General features: G+C 66.0%; 23 protein-coding genes and 1 pseudogene. 14 read left to right on the top strand and 10 right to left on the bottom strand.

All coding sequences use genetic code 11. The features are described 5' to 3' along the window. Positions 1–3: 3 nt before the first annotated feature. From purN to HMPREF0298_RS10070, 4 genes are all read left to right on the top strand, one after another. A complete protein-coding gene (purN, locus tag HMPREF0298_RS10085) occupies positions 4–630 on the top strand; it encodes a phosphoribosylglycinamide formyltransferase (protein WP_425358146.1) in 627 nt (208 codons plus the stop codon). Then, on the top strand, positions 594–2120 hold the full coding sequence (purH, locus tag HMPREF0298_RS10080) for a bifunctional phosphoribosylaminoimidazolecarboxamide formyltransferase/IMP cyclohydrolase (protein ID WP_006841078.1): 1527 nt from the start codon (positions 594–596) through the stop codon (positions 2118–2120). Before purN ends, purH begins: the two co-directional genes overlap by 37 nt. A 122-nt stretch (positions 2121–2242) precedes the next feature. After that, positions 2243–2671 carry a hypothetical protein gene (locus HMPREF0298_RS10075; RefSeq protein ID WP_006841077.1) on the top strand — a complete coding sequence of 143 codons (429 nt, stop codon included), beginning with the start codon at positions 2243–2245 and terminating at the stop codon, positions 2669–2671. Positions 2672–2796: 125 nt separating this feature from the next. Then, complete coding sequence (locus HMPREF0298_RS10070) at positions 2797–3522, top strand: class A beta-lactamase-related serine hydrolase (RefSeq protein WP_245527490.1); 726 nt, start codon at positions 2797–2799, stop codon at positions 3520–3522. Here the strand turns inward: HMPREF0298_RS10070 and HMPREF0298_RS10065 are convergent. The 7 genes from HMPREF0298_RS10065 to HMPREF0298_RS10035 form a co-directional block, all read right to left on the bottom strand. Continuing rightward, entirely contained in the window at positions 3519–4211 is a 693-nt protein-coding gene (locus tag HMPREF0298_RS10065) for a TetR/AcrR family transcriptional regulator (RefSeq protein ID WP_040423106.1), read from the bottom strand. The genes HMPREF0298_RS10070 and HMPREF0298_RS10065 overlap by 4 nt on opposite strands. A gap of 112 nt (positions 4212–4323) precedes the next feature. After that, positions 4324–4575 (bottom strand): 30S ribosomal protein S18, encoded by a 252-nt coding sequence (gene rpsR, locus HMPREF0298_RS10060; protein WP_006841074.1) that lies wholly within the window; start codon positions 4573–4575, stop codon positions 4324–4326. Between the two features lie 15 nt (positions 4576–4590). Beyond that, positions 4591–4896: a 30S ribosomal protein S14 gene (gene rpsN, locus HMPREF0298_RS10055; protein WP_006841073.1), complete on the bottom strand. Its 306-nt coding sequence runs from the start codon at positions 4894–4896 to the stop codon at positions 4591–4593. 3 nt (positions 4897–4899) lie between these two features. Continuing rightward, positions 4900–5064, bottom strand: a complete 165-nt coding sequence (rpmG, locus tag HMPREF0298_RS10050; RefSeq protein WP_006841072.1) for a 50S ribosomal protein L33 — start codon at positions 5062–5064, stop codon at positions 4900–4902. After that, positions 5064–5300, bottom strand: a complete 237-nt coding sequence (gene rpmB / locus HMPREF0298_RS10045; protein WP_006841071.1) for a 50S ribosomal protein L28 — start codon at positions 5298–5300, stop codon at positions 5064–5066. Before rpmB ends, rpmG begins: the two co-directional genes overlap by 1 nt. 136 nt (positions 5301–5436) lie before the next feature. Then, the gene (locus tag HMPREF0298_RS10040; protein WP_006841070.1) at positions 5437–6060 is read right to left on the bottom strand and encodes a response regulator; all 624 of its coding nucleotides are present in this window, start codon (positions 6058–6060) and stop codon (positions 5437–5439) included. Then, on the bottom strand, positions 6057–7160 hold the full coding sequence (locus HMPREF0298_RS10035; protein ID WP_006841069.1) for a sensor histidine kinase: 1104 nt from the start codon (positions 7158–7160) through the stop codon (positions 6057–6059). The genes HMPREF0298_RS10040 and HMPREF0298_RS10035 overlap by 4 nt, the downstream gene beginning before the upstream one ends. 93 nt (positions 7161–7253) lie before the next feature. Here HMPREF0298_RS10035 and HMPREF0298_RS10030 point away from each other — a divergent pair, with 93 nt between their 5' ends. From HMPREF0298_RS10030 to HMPREF0298_RS12295, 6 genes are all read left to right on the top strand, one after another. Beyond that, the gene (locus tag HMPREF0298_RS10030) at positions 7254–8480 is read left to right on the top strand and encodes a DUF418 domain-containing protein (RefSeq protein ID WP_169304981.1); all 1227 of its coding nucleotides are present in this window, start codon (positions 7254–7256) and stop codon (positions 8478–8480) included. A gap of 146 nt (positions 8481–8626) precedes the next feature. Beyond that, positions 8627–8899 (top strand): type B 50S ribosomal protein L31, encoded by a 273-nt coding sequence (locus tag HMPREF0298_RS10025; RefSeq protein ID WP_006841067.1) that lies wholly within the window; start codon positions 8627–8629, stop codon positions 8897–8899. Between the two features lie 31 nt (positions 8900–8930). Then, positions 8931–9104: a 50S ribosomal protein L32 gene (gene rpmF, locus HMPREF0298_RS10020; protein ID WP_006841066.1), complete on the top strand. Its 174-nt coding sequence runs from the start codon at positions 8931–8933 to the stop codon at positions 9102–9104. 141 nt (positions 9105–9245) lie between these two features. Next, positions 9246–10379 (top strand): S1C family serine protease, encoded by a 1134-nt coding sequence (locus HMPREF0298_RS10015; protein WP_083789560.1) that lies wholly within the window; start codon positions 9246–9248, stop codon positions 10377–10379. Positions 10380–10440: 61 nt separating this feature from the next. Beyond that, complete coding sequence (locus tag HMPREF0298_RS10010) at positions 10441–11001, top strand: MogA/MoaB family molybdenum cofactor biosynthesis protein (protein WP_006841064.1); 561 nt, start codon at positions 10441–10443, stop codon at positions 10999–11001. Positions 11002–11006: 5 nt separating this feature from the next. Next, positions 11007–11198 carry a hypothetical protein gene (locus HMPREF0298_RS12295; protein ID WP_157464464.1) on the top strand — a complete coding sequence of 64 codons (192 nt, stop codon included), beginning with the start codon at positions 11007–11009 and terminating at the stop codon, positions 11196–11198. Here HMPREF0298_RS12295 and mscL read toward each other — a convergent pair. The 3 genes and pseudogenes from mscL to HMPREF0298_RS09995 form a co-directional block, all read right to left on the bottom strand. Beyond that, positions 11186–11587: pseudogene (gene mscL / locus HMPREF0298_RS10005) on the bottom strand (large conductance mechanosensitive channel protein MscL). The gene HMPREF0298_RS12295 and the pseudogene mscL overlap by 13 nt on opposite strands. 50 nt (positions 11588–11637) lie before the next feature. After that, entirely contained in the window at positions 11638–12258 is a 621-nt protein-coding gene (locus HMPREF0298_RS10000) for an SAF domain-containing protein (RefSeq protein ID WP_006841061.1), read from the bottom strand. A 53-nt stretch (positions 12259–12311) separates the two neighbouring features. Then, entirely contained in the window at positions 12312–12875 is a 564-nt protein-coding gene (locus HMPREF0298_RS09995; protein WP_006841060.1) for a 5-formyltetrahydrofolate cyclo-ligase, read from the bottom strand. A gap of 76 nt (positions 12876–12951) precedes the next feature. Between HMPREF0298_RS09995 and HMPREF0298_RS09990 the strand changes: the two genes are divergently transcribed. From HMPREF0298_RS09990 to sepX, 4 genes are all read left to right on the top strand, one after another. After that, positions 12952–13881 carry a UTP--glucose-1-phosphate uridylyltransferase gene (locus HMPREF0298_RS09990; protein ID WP_006841059.1) on the top strand — a complete coding sequence of 310 codons (930 nt, stop codon included), beginning with the start codon at positions 12952–12954 and terminating at the stop codon, positions 13879–13881. A 42-nt stretch (positions 13882–13923) separates the two neighbouring features. Next, entirely contained in the window at positions 13924–15183 is a 1260-nt protein-coding gene (glp, locus tag HMPREF0298_RS09985; RefSeq protein ID WP_006841058.1) for a molybdotransferase-like divisome protein Glp, read from the top strand. A gap of 6 nt (positions 15184–15189) precedes the next feature. Continuing rightward, entirely contained in the window at positions 15190–15855 is a 666-nt protein-coding gene (locus HMPREF0298_RS09980; RefSeq protein ID WP_006841057.1) for a GNAT family N-acetyltransferase, read from the top strand. Between the two features lie 81 nt (positions 15856–15936). Further along, positions 15937–16794 (top strand): divisome protein SepX/GlpR (gene sepX, locus HMPREF0298_RS12480; RefSeq protein ID WP_006841056.1); only part of this gene is annotated, 858 nt, incomplete at its 3' end.

Here is a 16794-nt window from a genome sequence, read left to right as displayed (position 1 = left end):
GGCGTGACTGAACCATCCCAGAAATCAGTGGCCGTACTCGTCTCGGGATCAGGGACGCTGCTTCAGTCCATCCTCGACAACCAGGACGATTCCTATCGCGTGAGCGTGGTTGTCGCCGACACCAACTGCCCGGCGATCGAGCGCGCGGCGGCCGCCGGGGTGCGCACGGAAATCGTTGAACTTGGCCAGGATCGCGCGCAGTGGAATCGGGCGCTGCGCGATGCCGTGAGCCAAGGCGAGCCCGACATCGTCGTCTCCGCGGGGTTCATGCGCATCGTCGGTCAAGAGTTCCTTGAGCGCTTCGAGGGCCGCCTGATTAACACCCACCCGGCCCTGCTGCCGTCCTTCCCCGGCGCGCACGCCGTGCGCGACGCGCTGGCGTACGGCGTCAAGGTCACCGGCACGACCGTCCACTACATCGATGCCGACGTGGATACGGGCGAGATCATCGCCCAAAAGGCCGTGGAGGTCCGCGACGGCGAGACCGAGGCCGAATTGCACGAAAGAATCAAGGTTCATGAGCGCGCGCTCATCGTCGACGTGCTGCGCCGCGCCCACATAGATAACGAAAACGACGGAAAGGTCAGCGTCTCATGGCACAGAACCACATCCAGATCAAGCGTGCGCTAGTCAGCGTCTACGACAAGACCGGCTTGGACGAGCTGGCCCGCGCGCTCGGTGAGGCCGGGGTAGAGATCGTCTCCACGGGGTCTACCGCCAAGCGCATCGCCGACGCCGGAGTTGCGGTCACCGAGGTCGCCGACCTCACCGGGTTCCCCGAAGTTCTGGGTGGGCGTGTGAAAACGCTGCACCCGCGCGTTCATGCCGGCATCCTCGCGGACCTGCGTGACGACGACCACGCCCGCCAGCTTGCCGATCTCGGCATTGAGCCCTTCCAGCTCGTGGTGGTCAACCTCTACCCCTTCGAGGAGACGGTTGCCTCCGGGGCGTCCTTCGACGAGTGCGTCGAGCAAATCGACATCGGCGGCCCGTCGATGGTGCGCGCCGCGGCGAAGAACCACCCCTCGGTGGCGATCGTCACCGACCCGGAGCGCTACGCCGACGTCATCGACGCTGTGCGCGGTTCCGGCTTTTCCCTCGAGCAGCGACGCGAGCTCGCGCTCGAGGCGTTTTCGCACACCGCCGATTACGACGCGGCCGTCTCCGACTGGTTCACCGAGCAGCTCGACGGCGAGGGCGAGGGTGACCTGCGCTACGGCGAGAACCCGCACCAGGCAGCCAGCCTCATCAACGAGGGCTGGGGCCTTGCCGACGCTATCCAGCACGGCGGCAAGGAGATGAGCTACAACAACTACCAGGACGCCGACGCAGCGTGGCGCGCCGCCTGGGACCATGATCGCCCGTGCGTGGCGATCATCAAGCACGCCAACCCGTGCGGCATCGCCGTGTCCGATGAGTCGATCGCCGAAGCCCACCGCCTCGCCCACGCATGCGACCCCGTCTCCGCATACGGCGGCGTGATCGCCGTCAACCGCGAGGTCACCCTCGAGCTCGCCGAGTCGATCAAGCCGATCTTCACCGAGGTCGTTGTCGCACCGTCCTACGAGGAGGCGGCGCTGGAGCTGCTCAAGGAAAAGAAAAACCTGCGCATTCTCGAGGTCGAGCCGGAGTTCCGCGGCGAGGAAGTCAAGCAGATTTCCGGCGGTTTCCTCGTCCAGGAGCGGGACACCTTCCAGGCTGAGGGAGACAACCCCGACAACTGGCAGCTGGTGTCAGGCGAGCCCGCCACCGCCGAAGTGCTGGCGGACCTCGAGTTCGCGTGGCGCTCGATCCGCTGCGTCAAATCCAACGCCATCCTCATCGCCTCCGGGGGCGCCTCGGTGGGCGTGGGGATGGGCCAGGTCAATCGCGTCGATTCGGCTAAACTCGCGGTCGAGCGAGCCAACACGCTTGACGAGGGCGTCAATCGCACCACGGGCGCCGTCGCGGCATCGGATGCGTTCTTCCCCTTCGCCGACGGCCTTGAGGTCCTCGCGGACGCCGGGGTCACCGCCGTGGTTCAGCCGGGCGGCTCGATCCGCGACGAAGAGGTCATCGCCGCGGCGAAGCAGGCCGGTGTGACAATGTACCTCACCGGCACCCGCCACTTCTTCCACTAGCCACGCGTTTACGAAGGCGGACAACCAATGGAGGGAAACTACACCCCGGCTGGTCAGCAGCCTCGCCCTGATGAGGTCGCGTACCCGAGGGCATCTGGTAGCCGCGGCCTTCTCGTGGGTCTGTGGATCGCCGTAGCCATCCTCGCCCTCTCGCCCTCGTTGGAATCCTCGCGTTTCTCGGCGGATCCGGGCGGCTCGGTCTCACCGGGGCAGGCGCGGATTCCGGGACCGTGACCGTCATTGAAACGCACACGCTGCCGCGGGCTGCACAGCCAGCACAGCAAGCCGGCGAGTCCGGGGAGCCCGGGGAGCCCGGGGAGCCCAACGCCTGCGCGTACTCCCATTACGCCGCGGGCAACGGGGTCACCTCGGGGCCGTTCGCGGCCAACGTGTACTCCGCTTTCTTGGGTGCCTGCGCCGATAATGGCGGCCCCGATGTGACGGTCGACGCATACAGCCCGAAAACCAAGCTCACGTACACGATGAGCTGCGCGGGCAGTGCTAGGGTCTATTGCCGAGGCGGCGAGAACGCAGTCGTGGAAATCTGGTGATGGTCCCGGTCCTTCGCGCACTCCCGGTGCTGGGGGCCACGCTCATCGTTGCCGCGTGCGCCGCACCGGCGGAGCAAAGGCCCGTTGTCACGTCGACCACGTATGTCACGGCGAGCCCTCCCGCAATGTCCGAAACTGCTCCTGAACCGGCAACTACGGCGGGAAACGAGCTGGACGCCGTAGCCCGCAGCGTGGTCTCGGTTTTCGGGGGCTCCGTCGGCATCGCGGTAGCCGGTGCGGACGGCGTTATTTCGGGCGGAGACGACGGCGCGTACCCGGCGTGGTCGACAATCAAGGTGCCGATCGCCGTCGCGGCTACTCGCGTAGCGCCCGACCAGGCGCAGCTCTACGCCCCGGCAGCGATTCACAACTCCGACAACGTCGCAGCGGAAAGCTTGTGGGCGCTCGTCACGCCCGGCGATGTCAACCAGGTGCTGGCGGATGCCGGGGTGGACGCGAGCGTCAACACGCTGCCCATCCGCACGGAGTTCTCAACCTTCGGCCAGACTGCGCTATCAGCCAGCCAGGAGGCGACGCTCGCCGGACATTTGGCGTGCGTTGCCGGCGCCAAGGACGTGCTCGAGCTGATGGGCAACGTCAGCCCGGATCAAGCATATGGTCTGGGGCAGCTGCCGGGCGCCAGGCTGAAGGGGGGCTGGGGGCCGTCGCCTAGCGGTGGCTACCAGGTCCGGCAGGTGGCGCGCGTGACAAACACCCGCGGAAACGATGTAGCCCTCGCGCTGACGGTCATCCCGGCAACGGGAGAGTACGCGAGCGCGCAAGCCATGGCCGACGCGGTCGCGGCAGAACTGCGCCCGCTTCTCGACGCCCTACCGACCGCAGCCTGTTAGTCGCGCGCACCGACCACAGGCTCGTCGCGCACCTTGGCCACCAAGTCCAGGGTGCGTATCCCCCGGTTCGCCGGCAGGTCTGCGTGCAGCACGTCGAGTACGGCGTCAGCGATCATCACGGACGGTGCGGGCAGTGCGTCGTCAACAAGCGGGTAAGGCGCCTTGCCCGTGTTGTCGCGCAGTTCGATCGCGGCGAGGGTCATCTGGAAAGGAAGCTCGATGCGCGGATCGTCATCGCCGACGAGCTGGGCGGCGAGGTCACGGAAGACGTCCTCGAGCGAGCGGCGCGCATCGTGGTAGTCGTGGAACTCCTCCGAATTCGCCACGGGCAGCTGGTACAGGCGGCCGATGTTCCAATTCGATGACAGCAAAATACGCGTCTCCGCGGCGACGAGGGCCCACAGCTTTAACGCGGGGGACTCGTCCATCTCAGCAAGGTCCTGAGCGAGATCCAGGGCCGGTTGCACGGTGCCCATGAGCAGGGTCAAAAAGATCTCCGTCTTCGACGGGAAGTGGTAGTACAACGACGCCTGGCGGATCCCCACTGCGTCCGCGATCTGGTGGGTCGACGTCGTAGCGAAACCTTGCACTGTGAACAGCTCGGAAGAAGCGTCGAGAATCTCGTCGCGGGCGGTTTTTCCTCTGCGACGTGGACGATTCTTGCGGGGGCGACCCACGGATCCAGACATGTTTAAGATTCTAACCGTAGCGGGATGGGGAGTAGAAGAAGGCACCCACCCCCAAGGGGGCGGGCGCCTTCAAGAGCCGAGTAGACCCTACGCTGCTGTTGTCAACCGGGCCTTAACGGCTGGTGAACGGCAGGAGAGCCATCTCGCGGGCATTCTTCACAGCGGTAGCGACCTGGCGCTGCTGCTGCGGGGTCAGGCCCGTGACGCGGCGGGAACGGATCTTGTGGCGATCCGAGATGAACAGGCGCAGCGTCTTGACGTCCTTGTAATCGACCTTCTCAATGCCTTCGGCCTTGAGCGGGTTCTTCTTCGGGCGACGGGACTGCTCCATGCGCTGCTTGCGCTGGTTATTTCCACGCTTCATAGTTTTGGCTCCTCCTTACCACGAGGACTTACGGACGCCCGGAAGCTCACCACGGTGAGCCATCTCGCGCATGCGGACACGGGACAGGCCGAACTTGCGGAGGTAGCCACGGGGGCGACCATCGTGCGAGTCACGGTTGCGCACGCGCGACGGGGAAGCGTCGCGGGGCTGGCGGTTGAGCTCGAACTGAGCCTCGAGACGGTCCTCATCGGACGTCTCTGCATTGCGGATGATTGCCTTGAGCTCAGCGCGGCGCTCTGCGTAGCGGGCGACGATCTCCTTGCGCTGCTCGTTCTTGGCGATCTTTGACTTCTTAGCCATAAATTATCGCTCCTCGCGGAATTCGACGTGCTTGCGAACAACCGGGTCGTACTTCTTCAGCGTGATGCGATCCGGGTTGTTGCGCTTGTTCTTACGGGTCACGTAGGTGAACCCGGTGCCCGCGGTGCTCTTAAGTTTGATGATCGGGCGGATATCGTTACGTGCCATTAGATCTTCTCACCTCGTGCCCGGATGGACGCCACGACGGACTCGATGCCGTCACGGTCGATGATCTTGAGACCCTTGGTGGAAACGTTCAGGGTAATGGTACGGCCCTCGGAGGGCAGGTAGAACCGCTTCTTCTGCACGTTGGGGTTCCAACGGCGGGAGTGGCGGCGGTGCGAGTGCGAGACGGTCTTGCCGAACGACGGCTGACGTCCCGTGACCTGGCAATATGCCGACATGGGTTGACTTCTTTCTCTTCTGCCGCCCACGCGCTGATTACCTGTGAGGGGGTGAGGTAGCAATCGGTTGACGCAGGCGTAAACGTGTACTTCGACAACAGCGAGAGTCAACATTACAGTTTCGGGGGCTGTTTTCCTAATCGCTACCACGCAGCGATCCGGACAGCCGCAGCGCTAGTAGCGTGCGGTCGCGCGCACCAACTTTGCCCAGGATCCGCGACACGTGGTTCTTCACGGTTCCCTCCGCCAGGTGGAGCTGCGCCGCGATCTCCTGGTTGGTTTTGCCCTGCGCGATCAGTTTCGCCACGCCGCGTTCGGCGCGCGTCAAGATGGCGAGCTCGTTGGTCGGGGCTTCGCGGGCGAACCTCGCGATCCGCGGGTCGAGCACCAGCCCGCCGGCCGCCGCGTCTGCGATGGCGCGCGCGAACTGCTCCGGTGCGACGTCTTTGAGAATGTAGCCCGCGGCCCCCGCGCTCAGCAGCGCCGAAACCAGCGAGGCGTCGTCGAAGGTGGTGAGCACCAGCACGGGAAATTCGGGCGCGCATTGCTTGACGACGCCCAACCCGTCGACCCCGGGCATCGCGGCGTCAGTGATGATGATGTCGACCCGGTGCTCGCGGGCGAGCGTCAGCGCTTCAGCCCCCGCGGTCGTTGCCGCGACAATGTCGATGCCGTCGATGGTGTCGAAGATCAGGCGCAAGCCGCGCAGCAGCATTTCGTGGTCGTCGATGAGCAACGCCCGAATCGGTGTTGTCTTCACCGCGCACCCCCTGCCACGGGAAAACGCAGTGTGATACGGAACCCACCGTCGATGCCGCCGTGCGCCTCGGAGGCGACACTGCCGCCGATTTTCTCGGCGCGCTCCTTCAGGGAGGTGATGCCAAAGCCGGGTGGTGTGTCGTTTCCCGATCCGTCGTCGGCGACGCTGACCGCGGTGTCGCTGAGCGTGATCATGGCGGTGTCCGCGCCCGCGTGGCGCACGACGTTCGTCAGCGCCTCTTGCACAAAGACAAGGGCGAGGGTGGCCACCTCCTCCGGCGGCGGGGTGCGCAGAGAGCTGTCGAGTGTGATTTTTACCCCTGTTCCCTGAAACCACGCGGCGAGCTGGCGACACGTTGCGGTCAGGTCGCCGTCGACAAGCTCAAGTGGAGTGATTGCACGAACGGTGGTGCGCATCGACTCCAGAGCCGCGGAAACGTGCCCGCGCAGGGTGCGCAGCTCCTCCGCGGCCGCATCGGGCTTGGTGGGCATGATGCGGCCGACCGCGTCGATGCCGTACGCGATGATGGTCAGACGGTGCCCCAGGTTGTCGTGGAGACTGGTCGCCAAACGATGGCGCTCCTGCGCCAGCGTGAATTCGCGGACCCTGACATTGGCGGCGCGCAGCGCCTCCTCGCTGGCGAAAATCTGGTTCACCGTCCGCCCCAGCGCCACGCCGGCGACGGCCACCACACAAGCGGCGACTAACTCGATGAGGATCTTTGCGGAATCGCTGCCGGCCCGAAGGTGAAGTGCGACGATGACGACAACGGGGATGATGGCGAAGACGCGCGAGGCGGTGTCACCGAGTGAGGGCGCAAGGGCCGCGAAGCCGAGCCATAGGCCCATCACGCTGAGCGCGTTGTCACCGACCGCTAAGACGATGGTGCTCGTCGCTGCCACCGCGACGGCGCTGGCGGGGGAGGGGATGAACCGCCACAGCACCCACGCGCCGAGGAAGACGGCGAGAGACGCACCGAGCGGGGCGAGCCGCGCCGTGGTGAGGGCAGCCGAATTCAACAGCAGCGCGACGAACAGGATGCAGAAATAGTCCAGGAAGCGCAGAAAGAACACCGAGGAAGTCTGTGCGGCGGCGTGCATGGCTCATAATCTACGTCGCCATGGTGTCGGACGGTGAAAATCATGACCGTGGGCACTTTCGGGGCTCCCGTTATGCGCCGTAGCGTCACACACATGAGTACAACCGCACTTTCTGGTGCGCGCCATGTCGGACTTGACGTCGCCCGCGGCATCGCAATTCTCGGCACCCTCGCCACCAACATCTGGATCTTTTCCGCGTCCGCCGCAGGTGAGAAGTCCCTGACCATGGAGGCGCTATTCGGCGACGTCAACTTCACGTTGGCGCGCGAGGTTGGTTCCAACCCCAGCGTGGACGTCGTGATCAACGCCGTGCTGCACCTGATCACGGACGGCAAGTTCCTCGGCCTGCTCACCATCATGTTCGGCATCGGGCTCGAGATTCAGCGTCAGTCGGCCGAACGCCGCGGCCAACGCTGGCCCGGTGGTTATTACTGGCGCGCCGGGCTGCTCACCGTCGAGGGTCTGATCAACTACATTTTCGTCTTCGAATTCGACGTGCTCATGGGCTACGGGCTCACGGCCCTCGCCGTCGCACCGATCCTGGCGCGCAGCGAGCGGGTGCAGAAGATCTTCATGTGGGTGGCTTTGACCGTGCACGTCGGCGCGATCGTCGCCCTCGACGCCCTCGTCGCTTTCTTTAGCTCCGCCATGCCAGACCGCGGGCAGGATGCGCCCGAGGACATGATGCAGCTGGGTGTGCCCACCGACAACTACTGGGCAATGGTGCAGCACCGCGTGAGCCACTTCGTGGACGGCCGCCTCGAGATCCCGATCATGTTCATGATGGGGCTGGGCATTTTCATCATCGGCGCGCGCCTCTACCGCGCCGGGCTGTTTGATCCCGCCCGCGCGGATCTGCGCCGCAAGGTGCTGATTGTGGGCCTGGGCTTCGGCCTCCCGCTGGACTGGGGCCTGCGCCTGTTTGCGACGTCCGCCGCGGCGATGACTACCCGGTACGTTACCTCCGCCATCGTCGCCTTTGGTGTCCTGGCACTGGTCGCGGCATTCTACGTCCGCCGCGGCAACCGCCTCGGCGCTGTGGGGAAGGCCTTCGCCAACGTCGGACGCACCGCGTTGAGCTGCTACATCCTCCAAAACATCATCGCGTCTATCGTGTTCTACGACTTCGGCCTGGGGCTTGCGCGCGTCACCTCCGGTGAAGGTCAGACGCTGCCCGTGCTCGGCATTTACGCGCTGATCTGCCTCGGGTTAATGGCGGCGAGCAGTCTGTGGTTGCGCCGCTTCTCGCGGGGCCCGGTGGAGATCGTGATGCACCGGCTCGTCGACAAGCTTCAAGCAATTAGGCCGGCTCGCTCGTGACATGTAGGATATTTCGAGTTGTCCAGCGCCTGTTGGACCTTTGTTGGACCACGACCATTTTCGCACCCAACTCAGGCACGATCCGCCTAACGAATAGCCGCGCGGAACCGACCTGTAGTTCAATCCTGAGGGAGACGAATCCGAACATGAAGAATGACATTCACCCGGATTACCATCCGGTGATCATCCAGGACGGTAACACGGGAAACAAGTTCCTGACCCGCTCCACGATGACCTCCGATCGCACCGAGCAGTGGGAAGACGGCAACGAGTACCCGCTCATCGTCGTTGATGTGACCTCCGAGTCGCACCCGTTCTGGACCGGCGCGCAGCGTCTCATGGACACTGCCGGCCGCGTCGAGAAGTTCAACCAGCGCTTCGGTGGCATGGCCCGCCGCAAGAAGAAGTCCGCGAACTAAGAACTAACAGGTCGAAGGAGGAAAACACACCATGGCTGTACAGAAATTCCGTAAGTCCCGCGCCAACACGCACTCGCGCCGCTCCCAGTGGAAGGCCGACAACCCCGACCTGCAGACCGTCAAGATTGACGGCCAGGAGGTGCGCATCCCGCGCCGCCTGGTCAAGGCCGCTCAGGCTGGTCTGATCGACGTCGAGCAGTTCTAAGCTAAAGCTCCACCTCTCCTCAACCGGGTATCCGCTGCTGCGTGCCCGGTTTTGGCATTCAGGAAACGTTCAGGAAGTGTTACGCTCGACGCTTCGCCCAACGCAGAAGCGCCACAGGTGACGGGTGCACAATATCTCGCTATGAACAATCCCGTACCGCCCCAGGGTGTCTACCAGGTCAGCACTGCTGAGCCCCGCCCCGAGCCGCGCCGCCGCCCCGTCATCGCAATTGCGCTCATTACCTCGCTGCTCGCCGGTGCCGGCGCGGGTTTCGCCGCCGGAACAATCTCCGGCATAAACAACCAGTCCTACGTCAGCGACACGCTCGACGCCGAGCCCGCCACCGATAACGCGCCCGCGCCGGAGGGGTCGGTCGAGGAGGTCGCCGCCACGGTCCTGCCGGCAGTCGTGTCGATCAGCGTCAATTCGCAGCGCGGCAGCGCCGAAGGGTCGGGCTCGATCATTTCCGCGGACGGCTACGTACTCACCAACCACCACGTCATCGCTGAGGGAGCAGAGGGCGCCGAGGTCGCCGTCACGCTTAACGACGGCACCACGCACCCGGCGACCTACGTCGCCTCCGACGTCAACACCGACGTCGGCGTGCTCAAGATCGAAGGCGTGGAAAACCTTCCCGTCATCCGCTTCGGCGACTCGAACGAACTGCGCGTGGGCCAGGAAGTTGTCGCCGTAGGCTCCCCGCTCGGCTTCTCCGCGACGGTGACCAGCGGCATCGTCTCGGCCCTGAACCGCCCAGTGCGCGCCGCGCAGGGGGGAGGGGAGAGCTCGCTGATGGACGGAATCCAAACCGACGCAGCGATCAACCCCGGCAACTCGGGCGGTCCGCTCGTAGACATGAACGGCAACCTCGTGGGCATGAACTCGGTCATCGCATCGATGGCATCCGGACCGCAGGGCGCTGCCGGCTCCATCGGTCTCGGCTTCGCCATCCCGGCGAACTTCGCGCAGCGCGTGGCCAAGCAGCTGATTGACACGGGCGAGGCCCGCCAGCCGATGCTCGGTGTCCAGGTCAGTATCGTCGACCCGACGAACGGGGCGGCCGTGGCCGCGGTGGAGCCGGGCAGCCCCGCCGACGCCGCCGGCATCAAGGGGGGCGACGTGATCACCCGACTCAACGACCGCCCCATCGATTCGGCTGACGCGCTGATCGCGGCCACCCGATCGCGAGACTTCGGCGAGACTGTGACCTTGGAAGTTCGCTCCGAGGGGGACCCGGATCCCAGAACGGTAGATGTGACACTGAGTTCGGAGTAAGTTCATATCTGCACACCGCCCGCCGGGGCCTTGTAGAAGGATCAACAGAAGGGGAAAGCCCATGCCGAACGCATTGGACGCACTGGAATTGCGCGAACCGGACGATGCTTTCCTCATCGCGACTGAACGCGAAAACAACGCCCCGGTTCCGCCGTGCGCGCTCGTCGTGTTGGTATCGGACCACCGCTACGACGACCCGGCGGACGACACGCACAAGCTCGTCGGCGAGCTGCTCGCGGAGGCGGGTTTCCTCGTCGATGCTGTCGTGCGCGTCAAATCCAAGAAATCGGACATCCGAAAGGCCATTGAGACCGGCGTGGTCGGCGGCGTCGACTTGGTCTTAACCGTCGGCGGCACCGGGGTCGGTCCGCGTGACAAGACGCCGGAGGCGACCCGCGCCGTGATCGACAAGATGGTTCCGGGCGTCGGCCAGGCGATCCGCTCCTCCGGTCAGGTCTGCGGCGCGTTGGACGCCGCCACCTCACGTGGCATTTGCGGGGTGTCGGGCTCGACTGTGGTGTTGAACCTGGCGGCGAGCCGAGAGGCGATCCGCGACGGGGTGTCCACCTTCCGACCTCTCGTTTCCCACCTGATCGCGGACTTGAACAAGTACAGCGTGTAAATCCCGTGCCCGAACCGCAACGAAAAAGGCGGCGCGCGAAGCGCACCGCTGATGTGGAGTACGACCGAAGCGCTGACACTGTCGTGCTGCGGCCGCGTGACGACGACCAGTTTGTTGTCTTTGATGAAGACGCCGCGCCCCCGCTAAGTGAACTTGAGTACCTGGAAGACGAGCGCCCGCCGCACTACGGCAGCTGAGTGGGCGGCAACTCAGTGGGGCCCTTGCTCTCCGCGAGCAGGTCGCGGATCTCGGTCAGCAGCTCGACATCGGTCGGGGCGGGTTCCGAGCCGCTGATGCCGCGCCGGCGCTACTGCACCTCGTCGAGCTTGTTCATCGGTGCGACGATGAAGAAGTACACCACGGCCGCGATGAGCAGGAAGTTGATCACGGCGGTGAGCAGCGCGCCGAAGTTGAGCCGGGTCTCGGGGTTGCCGGCGATGAGGGCGTAGCCGAATCCGAACTCCGCCCCGCCGAGAACGGAGATGAGCGGGTTGATAATGTTGGTTGAGAACGCGGTCACGATTGCGGTGAAGGCGGAGCCGATAACGACACCGACCGCGAGGTCGATGACGTTGCCACGCATAATGAATTCTTTAAATCATTTGAGCATGGAACATATCCTAGACACACAATCGATCAGGTTCCGCCTAGCACCACCGTTAACGGTGTCGCCAGCGATGCTGCGGCGACAGCAGCCGCTTGCGTGTTCGGGAGAAGAAGCATCACCGTGCCCTCTTCCGCGCCCGCGACAACGACTTTTGCGCCGGTGGCGATCGTGCGCGGCTGCGCGCCGTCCGGTGACATGGTCACCACGCTCACTGTTGCACCGTGGTGCAGCATCGGGATGATGTCGGGCTCCGCGAGCGCGACGGGAACCAGAGAGAAGGCCTCCGGGGCCTGCTCGCCGACGAGCTCGGACGCTAAGTCCGGCCCGACAAGCCGCGTCGAGGTGACCACCTCGCCGCGCGATGCTGCAGCGGCGAGGATCTGGCCTGTTGCGGCGTCGATGTCCGTGAGGGCATTGTCGGGGACCGCGTCGGCGGGGAACCGGCGCAGCTGCAGGTGGGAGGGCTCGAGTACGTCGCCAGCGGAAGCCGGTTGCGCAAACGCCAGCACCATCGGGTCCGCGCCACGACTAACCGCCGCGCTCATGAGTGCGGCGACGAGCAGCGCCGCGGCTAGGGCGCGCCGAAGTGCCACGCTGCGCCGGTAGCCGGGCTCGCGCAGGGTCTGAAACAGGCTGGATGCGTCTTTCACACCCTTATCTGACTGCTCGCAGACCCCGCCGGTTCCCTGGACTGGCTCAGCAACTAGGTCAACTCAAGGATGCCCTCCTCAGTGATGACCGCGTCGACGGGGATGTCGTGGGGGGCGTGCGGGACAGCGTCGACAAGCTCGCGGGCGTAGACGACGGCGACGGTGGGCACCTCCAGGCCGGCAAGCGCGCGGTCGTAGTAGCCGGCACCCTTGCCCAGGCGCATCCCGGAGCGGTCCACGGCGAGCGCGGGCACGACAATGGCGCTGCAGGAACGCAACACCGCGGAGTTAAAACGCGCGCCGGACGGCTCGGAAATGCCCAGCGCCCCGGGCACGAGCGCCGCCGTGTACGGTGTCCAGCCGAGGACCCCGTCGGCCAGTGAGATCGGGAGAAACAGCGCGCGGCACGCCTCGGCCAGCGCGGCGACGAAACTAGCGCCGCCCGGCTCGGAGGCCAGCGGGTGGTAGGCGGCGGCGTTTCCGCCACCAGTTGCTTTAAGGTAGCGCACTGCATGGTTCGAGATCGCGCGGTCGAGATCGCGCTTGAGTTCGGGGCGGGCGCGCAGGTGGCGTCGATAAGCCTGATGCTCCTCGCGCATCTGGTGCTTGAGCGTCATGGGCGTATTGTGACACAGCGGAAACGCTCGGGGTCGCTCGCGATTGACGCATCACGCGCGGGTATGCTCCTTTCATATGCGTACATCCAGCGAACGCCCCGCGTGCGGGATCAGGACCGTAGTCGTACCCGCGGCCGGTCTGGGCACTAGGTTTCTGCCAGCGACGAAGACGGTCCCGAAGGAGCTTTTGCCCGTGGTCGACACACCCGGCATTGAGCTCATCGCAGAAGAGGCGGCCCAAGCCGGCGCGACGCGGCTCGCGATCATCACCGCTCCCGAGAAGCAGGAGATCATGCGCCACTTCGGTCAGTTCGACAACCTCTGCGAAACGCTCGCCGAACGCGGCAAGACCGCCCAGGTGGAAAAGGTTGCGCGCGCTGCCAAGTTGATCGACGCCGTCGCGGTCGTACAGGACAAGCCGCTCGGCCTCGGGCACGCGGTGGGCTGCGCTGAGTCGGCCCTCGACGAAGACGAAGACGTCGTCGCCGTGATGCTTCCCGACGACCTCGTGCTGCCGGGCGGCGTAATGGAGAAGATGGCCCAGGTGCGCGCCGAACTCGGCGGCTCCGTGTTGTGCGCGTTCAACGTCACCCCCGACGAAGTGTTCAACTATGGCGTGTTCGACATCGAGGACATCGACGCCGAGTTCGACGGGTTCGAGGTGAAAAGGGTCCGCGGCATGGTGGAAAAGCCCGCCAAGGAAGAAGCCCCCTCGACGCTCGTGGCCACGGGGCGCTACCTGCTCGACCGCGGCATCTTCGACGCGCTGCGCCGCATCACCCCCGGCAAGGGCGGGGAGCTGCAGCTTACCGACGCCATCGCCCTGATGATCGAGGAAGGCCACCCCGTCCACGTGGTCGTGCACGACGGTAAGCGCCACGACCTGGGCAACCCGGCGGGCTACATCCCCGCCAACGTCGACTTCGGCCTGCGCGACGAGAAATACGGCCCGGCGCTCTATACCGCCATCAAAGCGATTCTGCGCGAATACGAAGCTGAAATGTAGTCTTCCACCATGAGTGCGACACCCCCCACCCCGTCCACGGCTATGCGCAGCGTGGAGCAGCAGCTGGCGATGGTGGTCGACTCTGCGCTGATGCCGGAGCCGATCCGGGTCTCCATTACCGATGCGCTCGGCATGATGTGCGCGGAAGAGGTCGCCGCCTCCAGTCCACTTCCTGGGTTCGCCCAGGCGGCGGTCGACGGCTACGCGGTGCGCGCGGTCGACGTCGGCGGGGGTGTGGCGCTGGGCTCCTCCGTCGGCGCGGACCAGCCCGTCGAGCGTTCCCTGCCCGTGGTCGGCGAGGTGGCGGCTGGCTCGCAGAAGCCGCTGCGCCTGCAGCCGAAGCAGGCGGTGAAGGTGGCCACGGGCGCGCCGCTTCCCACGCTTGCCGACGCCGTCCTGCCGCTGCAGTGGAGCGATCGCGGCCGCAAGCGAGTAACCCCTTCCCGCCCCGTGCGCACCGGCGATTTCGTGCGCAAGGCGGGCGACGACATTCAACCCGGCGACGTTGCCGTGCGCCAGGGAATGGTGATCGGCCCGGCCCAAATCGGCCTGCTCGCCGCCGCCGGCCGCAACAAGGTGCTGGTGTACCCGCGCCCCCGCGTGACCGTGATGGCCTACGGTCTCGAGCTCGTCGACATTGAGCGCGACCCCGGCCTCGGGCAGGTCTACGACGTGGCCTCCTACGCGGTCGCGGCGGCAGCGCAGGAAGCGGGGGCAACGGTGACCCGCGCCGGGATTATCAACGCTGAGCCGCGCGGGCTGAGGGAAACGATCGCCCACCAGGCGTCGAGAAGCGAATTGCTCATCATCACCGGCGCCGTCGGGGGAAGCTCGGCGGCGCCGCTGCAACAGGTGTTGCGCGAGCTCGGCGAGATCGACACTACGCGTGTGGCCATGCACCCCGGTTCGGTCCAGGGTTTCGGGCTGGTGGGCGAGGAGCGGGTGCCGGTATTTCTGCTACCGACGAACGCGGTGAGCTCGCTGGTGATCTTCGAGACGCTGATCCGCCCGGCGATTCGGCAGTCCTTGGGCAAGGCGACTCCGACGCGCCGCAGCATCCAGGCCCGCTCGCTCGGGCCCATCGATTCGCTCGCCGGCCGCCTCGGGCTTGTGCGCGGCCGCCTCATGCGCGACGCGGAAACCGGTAACTACCTCGTCCAGCCGCTCAGCGGCGCCGAGGGCGCACCCGCGCACCTGCTGGCCGGTTTCGCGGAAGCAAACGCGCTGATCCGCATCCCGGACGACGTCACCGAGGTCCGCCCCGGCGACCTCGTCGACGTCGAGTTCCTGCAGCAGCGGTAGCGCGCCATGCTTGAGTTCCTCGGCCTCGGCTCGGGCGGGTTCCACCCCGGGTGGCCGGAAGCGACGCCAGCAGTGTGCCTGGAAGACGGCGCCTGCCTGCGGCTGCGCGCGCTGCGCTCCGGCGACGGCTTCGACTGGGTGCGCTACCGCATCGCAGACGAGCGCTGGCTCAAACCCGTCGAGCCGACGGTGCCGACCTCCTGGGCGGCGGCGCACACCCGCAGCGCCTGGCGGTCCACTTACTCCAACCTGCGCCGACTCGCCCTCGACGGGGTTGTCGTGCCGCTGGTCATCGAGCTCGACGGCCGCTTCGCCGGCCAAGTCACGCTAGGCAACATCCAGCACGGGTCGGTCTCCGAGTGTTGGATCGGGTACTGGGTCCACTCGGCCTTCATGGGCCGCGGCGTGGCGACGGCCGCCTGCGCGCTCGGCACCGACCACGCCTTCGAGCGCGTCGGCATGCACCGGGTGACCGCGACCTACCTGCCCGACAACCCGGCCTCGGGCAAAGTGCTTGTCGCCAACGGCTACCGACAGGAGGGATACATGCGCCGCAACCTGCACATCGACGGGCAGTGGCGCGACCACCACTTCGTCGCACTTAATGCGGACGACTACCCCTCAACAGCCGTCGCTCGGTTGATCGCCGAGGGCAGGGTTCGGCGTGGCTGAAGGTGACAGAGGTTTCGGGCCGATAACCTTAGACCCCGATTCAACTGTTTACACCCGCTGCAAGAAAGGTGGCCTCCCCGCATGGGCAGCCTCAGCCTCATCATCGTGCTGATCATCGTCGTCTGGGTGATCGTCCTGGCCCCGATCGTCATGGGCAACAACAAGCCAATCCGCCACTCCGGCGACGGATACGACGCCACCCGCGTGCTGCATGCCGGCGGCAGCGAGCCGGTGGTGCAGCGCCGCCGGCCCAAACTTTCGGCAGCCGACGTGCACCGCCACGACAACTCCGCTGAGGCAGACTACGAGGTCGTCGAGGCTGAAGCGGCGCCGCTGGCCAGTACCGGTGGCTCCACCGCGATTAGCCTGCGTGTCGACGAGCCCGAGCAGGAACACATCGACGGCGAGGTCGTCGTCGAGGAGGAGCAGCCCGCCGCGTCGGGTTCCACCGCCCTCTCGGTTCTCCAGGCTGAGGCTGAGTCTGGGTCTGAGCCTGTTGAGGACATCGAGCAGGACCACTACGAGGTCGACGCCTCCTACGCCTCTCCGGGTGACTACGGCTACGCCGACGAGCAGCCGGCCGTAGACGCCGAGGCCCCGATTGCTGAGCCGGAGGAGGTAGAGACCGAGCCCGTTGAGGATCGCTCCGAACTGACCGCCGACGAAATCGCGTTCGCGCAGAACCGTCGGGGCCGCGGCGGCTGGGACCCGGAGCGCGAGCACGCCGCCCGCGCGGATCGGTTCAAGCGCCGCCAGCGCACGTTGCTCGGCCTGATCGTCGCCGCTGTGATCGCCGTGGTCATCGCGTTCGTGGTCAGCGGCTGGGCCTGGGCCGCACCGGCGGTCACGATTGCGCTGACGGTGTGGTACATGGCGGCGCTGCGCTCGGTGGTCAAGCAGGAACGCGCCCTGCACGCGCGGCGCGTGCGCCAGCTGCGC

The organism is Corynebacterium lipophiloflavum DSM 44291, from assembly GCF_000159635.1.
Taxonomy (GTDB): Bacteria; Actinomycetota; Actinomycetes; order Mycobacteriales; family Mycobacteriaceae; genus Corynebacterium; species Corynebacterium lipophiloflavum.
This window is presented reverse-complemented; position numbering and strand designations above follow the sequence as displayed.

Bases quoted from the DNA above. Each gene is read 5' to 3' on its own strand.
- purH (WP_006841078.1), top strand. From the start codon at position 594: ATGGCACAGAACCACATCCAGATCAAGCGTGCGCTAGTCAGCGTCTAC.
- HMPREF0298_RS10070 (WP_245527490.1), top strand. From the start codon at position 2,797: ATGTCCGAAACTGCTCCTGAACCGGCAACTACGGCGGGAAACGAGCTG.
- HMPREF0298_RS10065 (WP_040423106.1), bottom strand. From the start codon at position 4,211: ATGTCTGGATCCGTGGGTCGCCCCCGCAAGAATCGTCCACGTCGCAGA.
- rpsR (WP_006841074.1), bottom strand. From the start codon at position 4,575: ATGAAGCGTGGAAATAACCAGCGCAAGCAGCGCATGGAGCAGTCCCGT.
- rpsN (WP_006841073.1), bottom strand. From the start codon at position 4,896: ATGGCTAAGAAGTCAAAGATCGCCAAGAACGAGCAGCGCAAGGAGATC.
- rpmG (WP_006841072.1), bottom strand. From the start codon at position 5,064: ATGGCACGTAACGATATCCGCCCGATCATCAAACTTAAGAGCACCGCG.
- rpmB (WP_006841071.1), bottom strand. From the start codon at position 5,300: ATGTCGGCATATTGCCAGGTCACGGGACGTCAGCCGTCGTTCGGCAAG.
- HMPREF0298_RS10035 (WP_006841069.1), bottom strand. From the start codon at position 7,160: ATGCACGCCGCCGCACAGACTTCCTCGGTGTTCTTTCTGCGCTTCCTG.
- HMPREF0298_RS10030 (WP_169304981.1), top strand. From the start codon at position 7,254: ATGAGTACAACCGCACTTTCTGGTGCGCGCCATGTCGGACTTGACGTC.
- HMPREF0298_RS10025 (WP_006841067.1), top strand. From the start codon at position 8,627: ATGAAGAATGACATTCACCCGGATTACCATCCGGTGATCATCCAGGAC.
- rpmF (WP_006841066.1), top strand. From the start codon at position 8,931: ATGGCTGTACAGAAATTCCGTAAGTCCCGCGCCAACACGCACTCGCGC.
- HMPREF0298_RS10015 (WP_083789560.1), top strand. From the start codon at position 9,246: ATGAACAATCCCGTACCGCCCCAGGGTGTCTACCAGGTCAGCACTGCT.
- HMPREF0298_RS10010 (WP_006841064.1), top strand. From the start codon at position 10,441: ATGCCGAACGCATTGGACGCACTGGAATTGCGCGAACCGGACGATGCT.
- HMPREF0298_RS09995 (WP_006841060.1), bottom strand. From the start codon at position 12,875: ATGACGCTCAAGCACCAGATGCGCGAGGAGCATCAGGCTTATCGACGC.
- HMPREF0298_RS09990 (WP_006841059.1), top strand. From the start codon at position 12,952: ATGCGTACATCCAGCGAACGCCCCGCGTGCGGGATCAGGACCGTAGTC.
- glp (WP_006841058.1), top strand. From the start codon at position 13,924: ATGCGCAGCGTGGAGCAGCAGCTGGCGATGGTGGTCGACTCTGCGCTG.
- HMPREF0298_RS09980 (WP_006841057.1), top strand. From the start codon at position 15,190: ATGCTTGAGTTCCTCGGCCTCGGCTCGGGCGGGTTCCACCCCGGGTGG.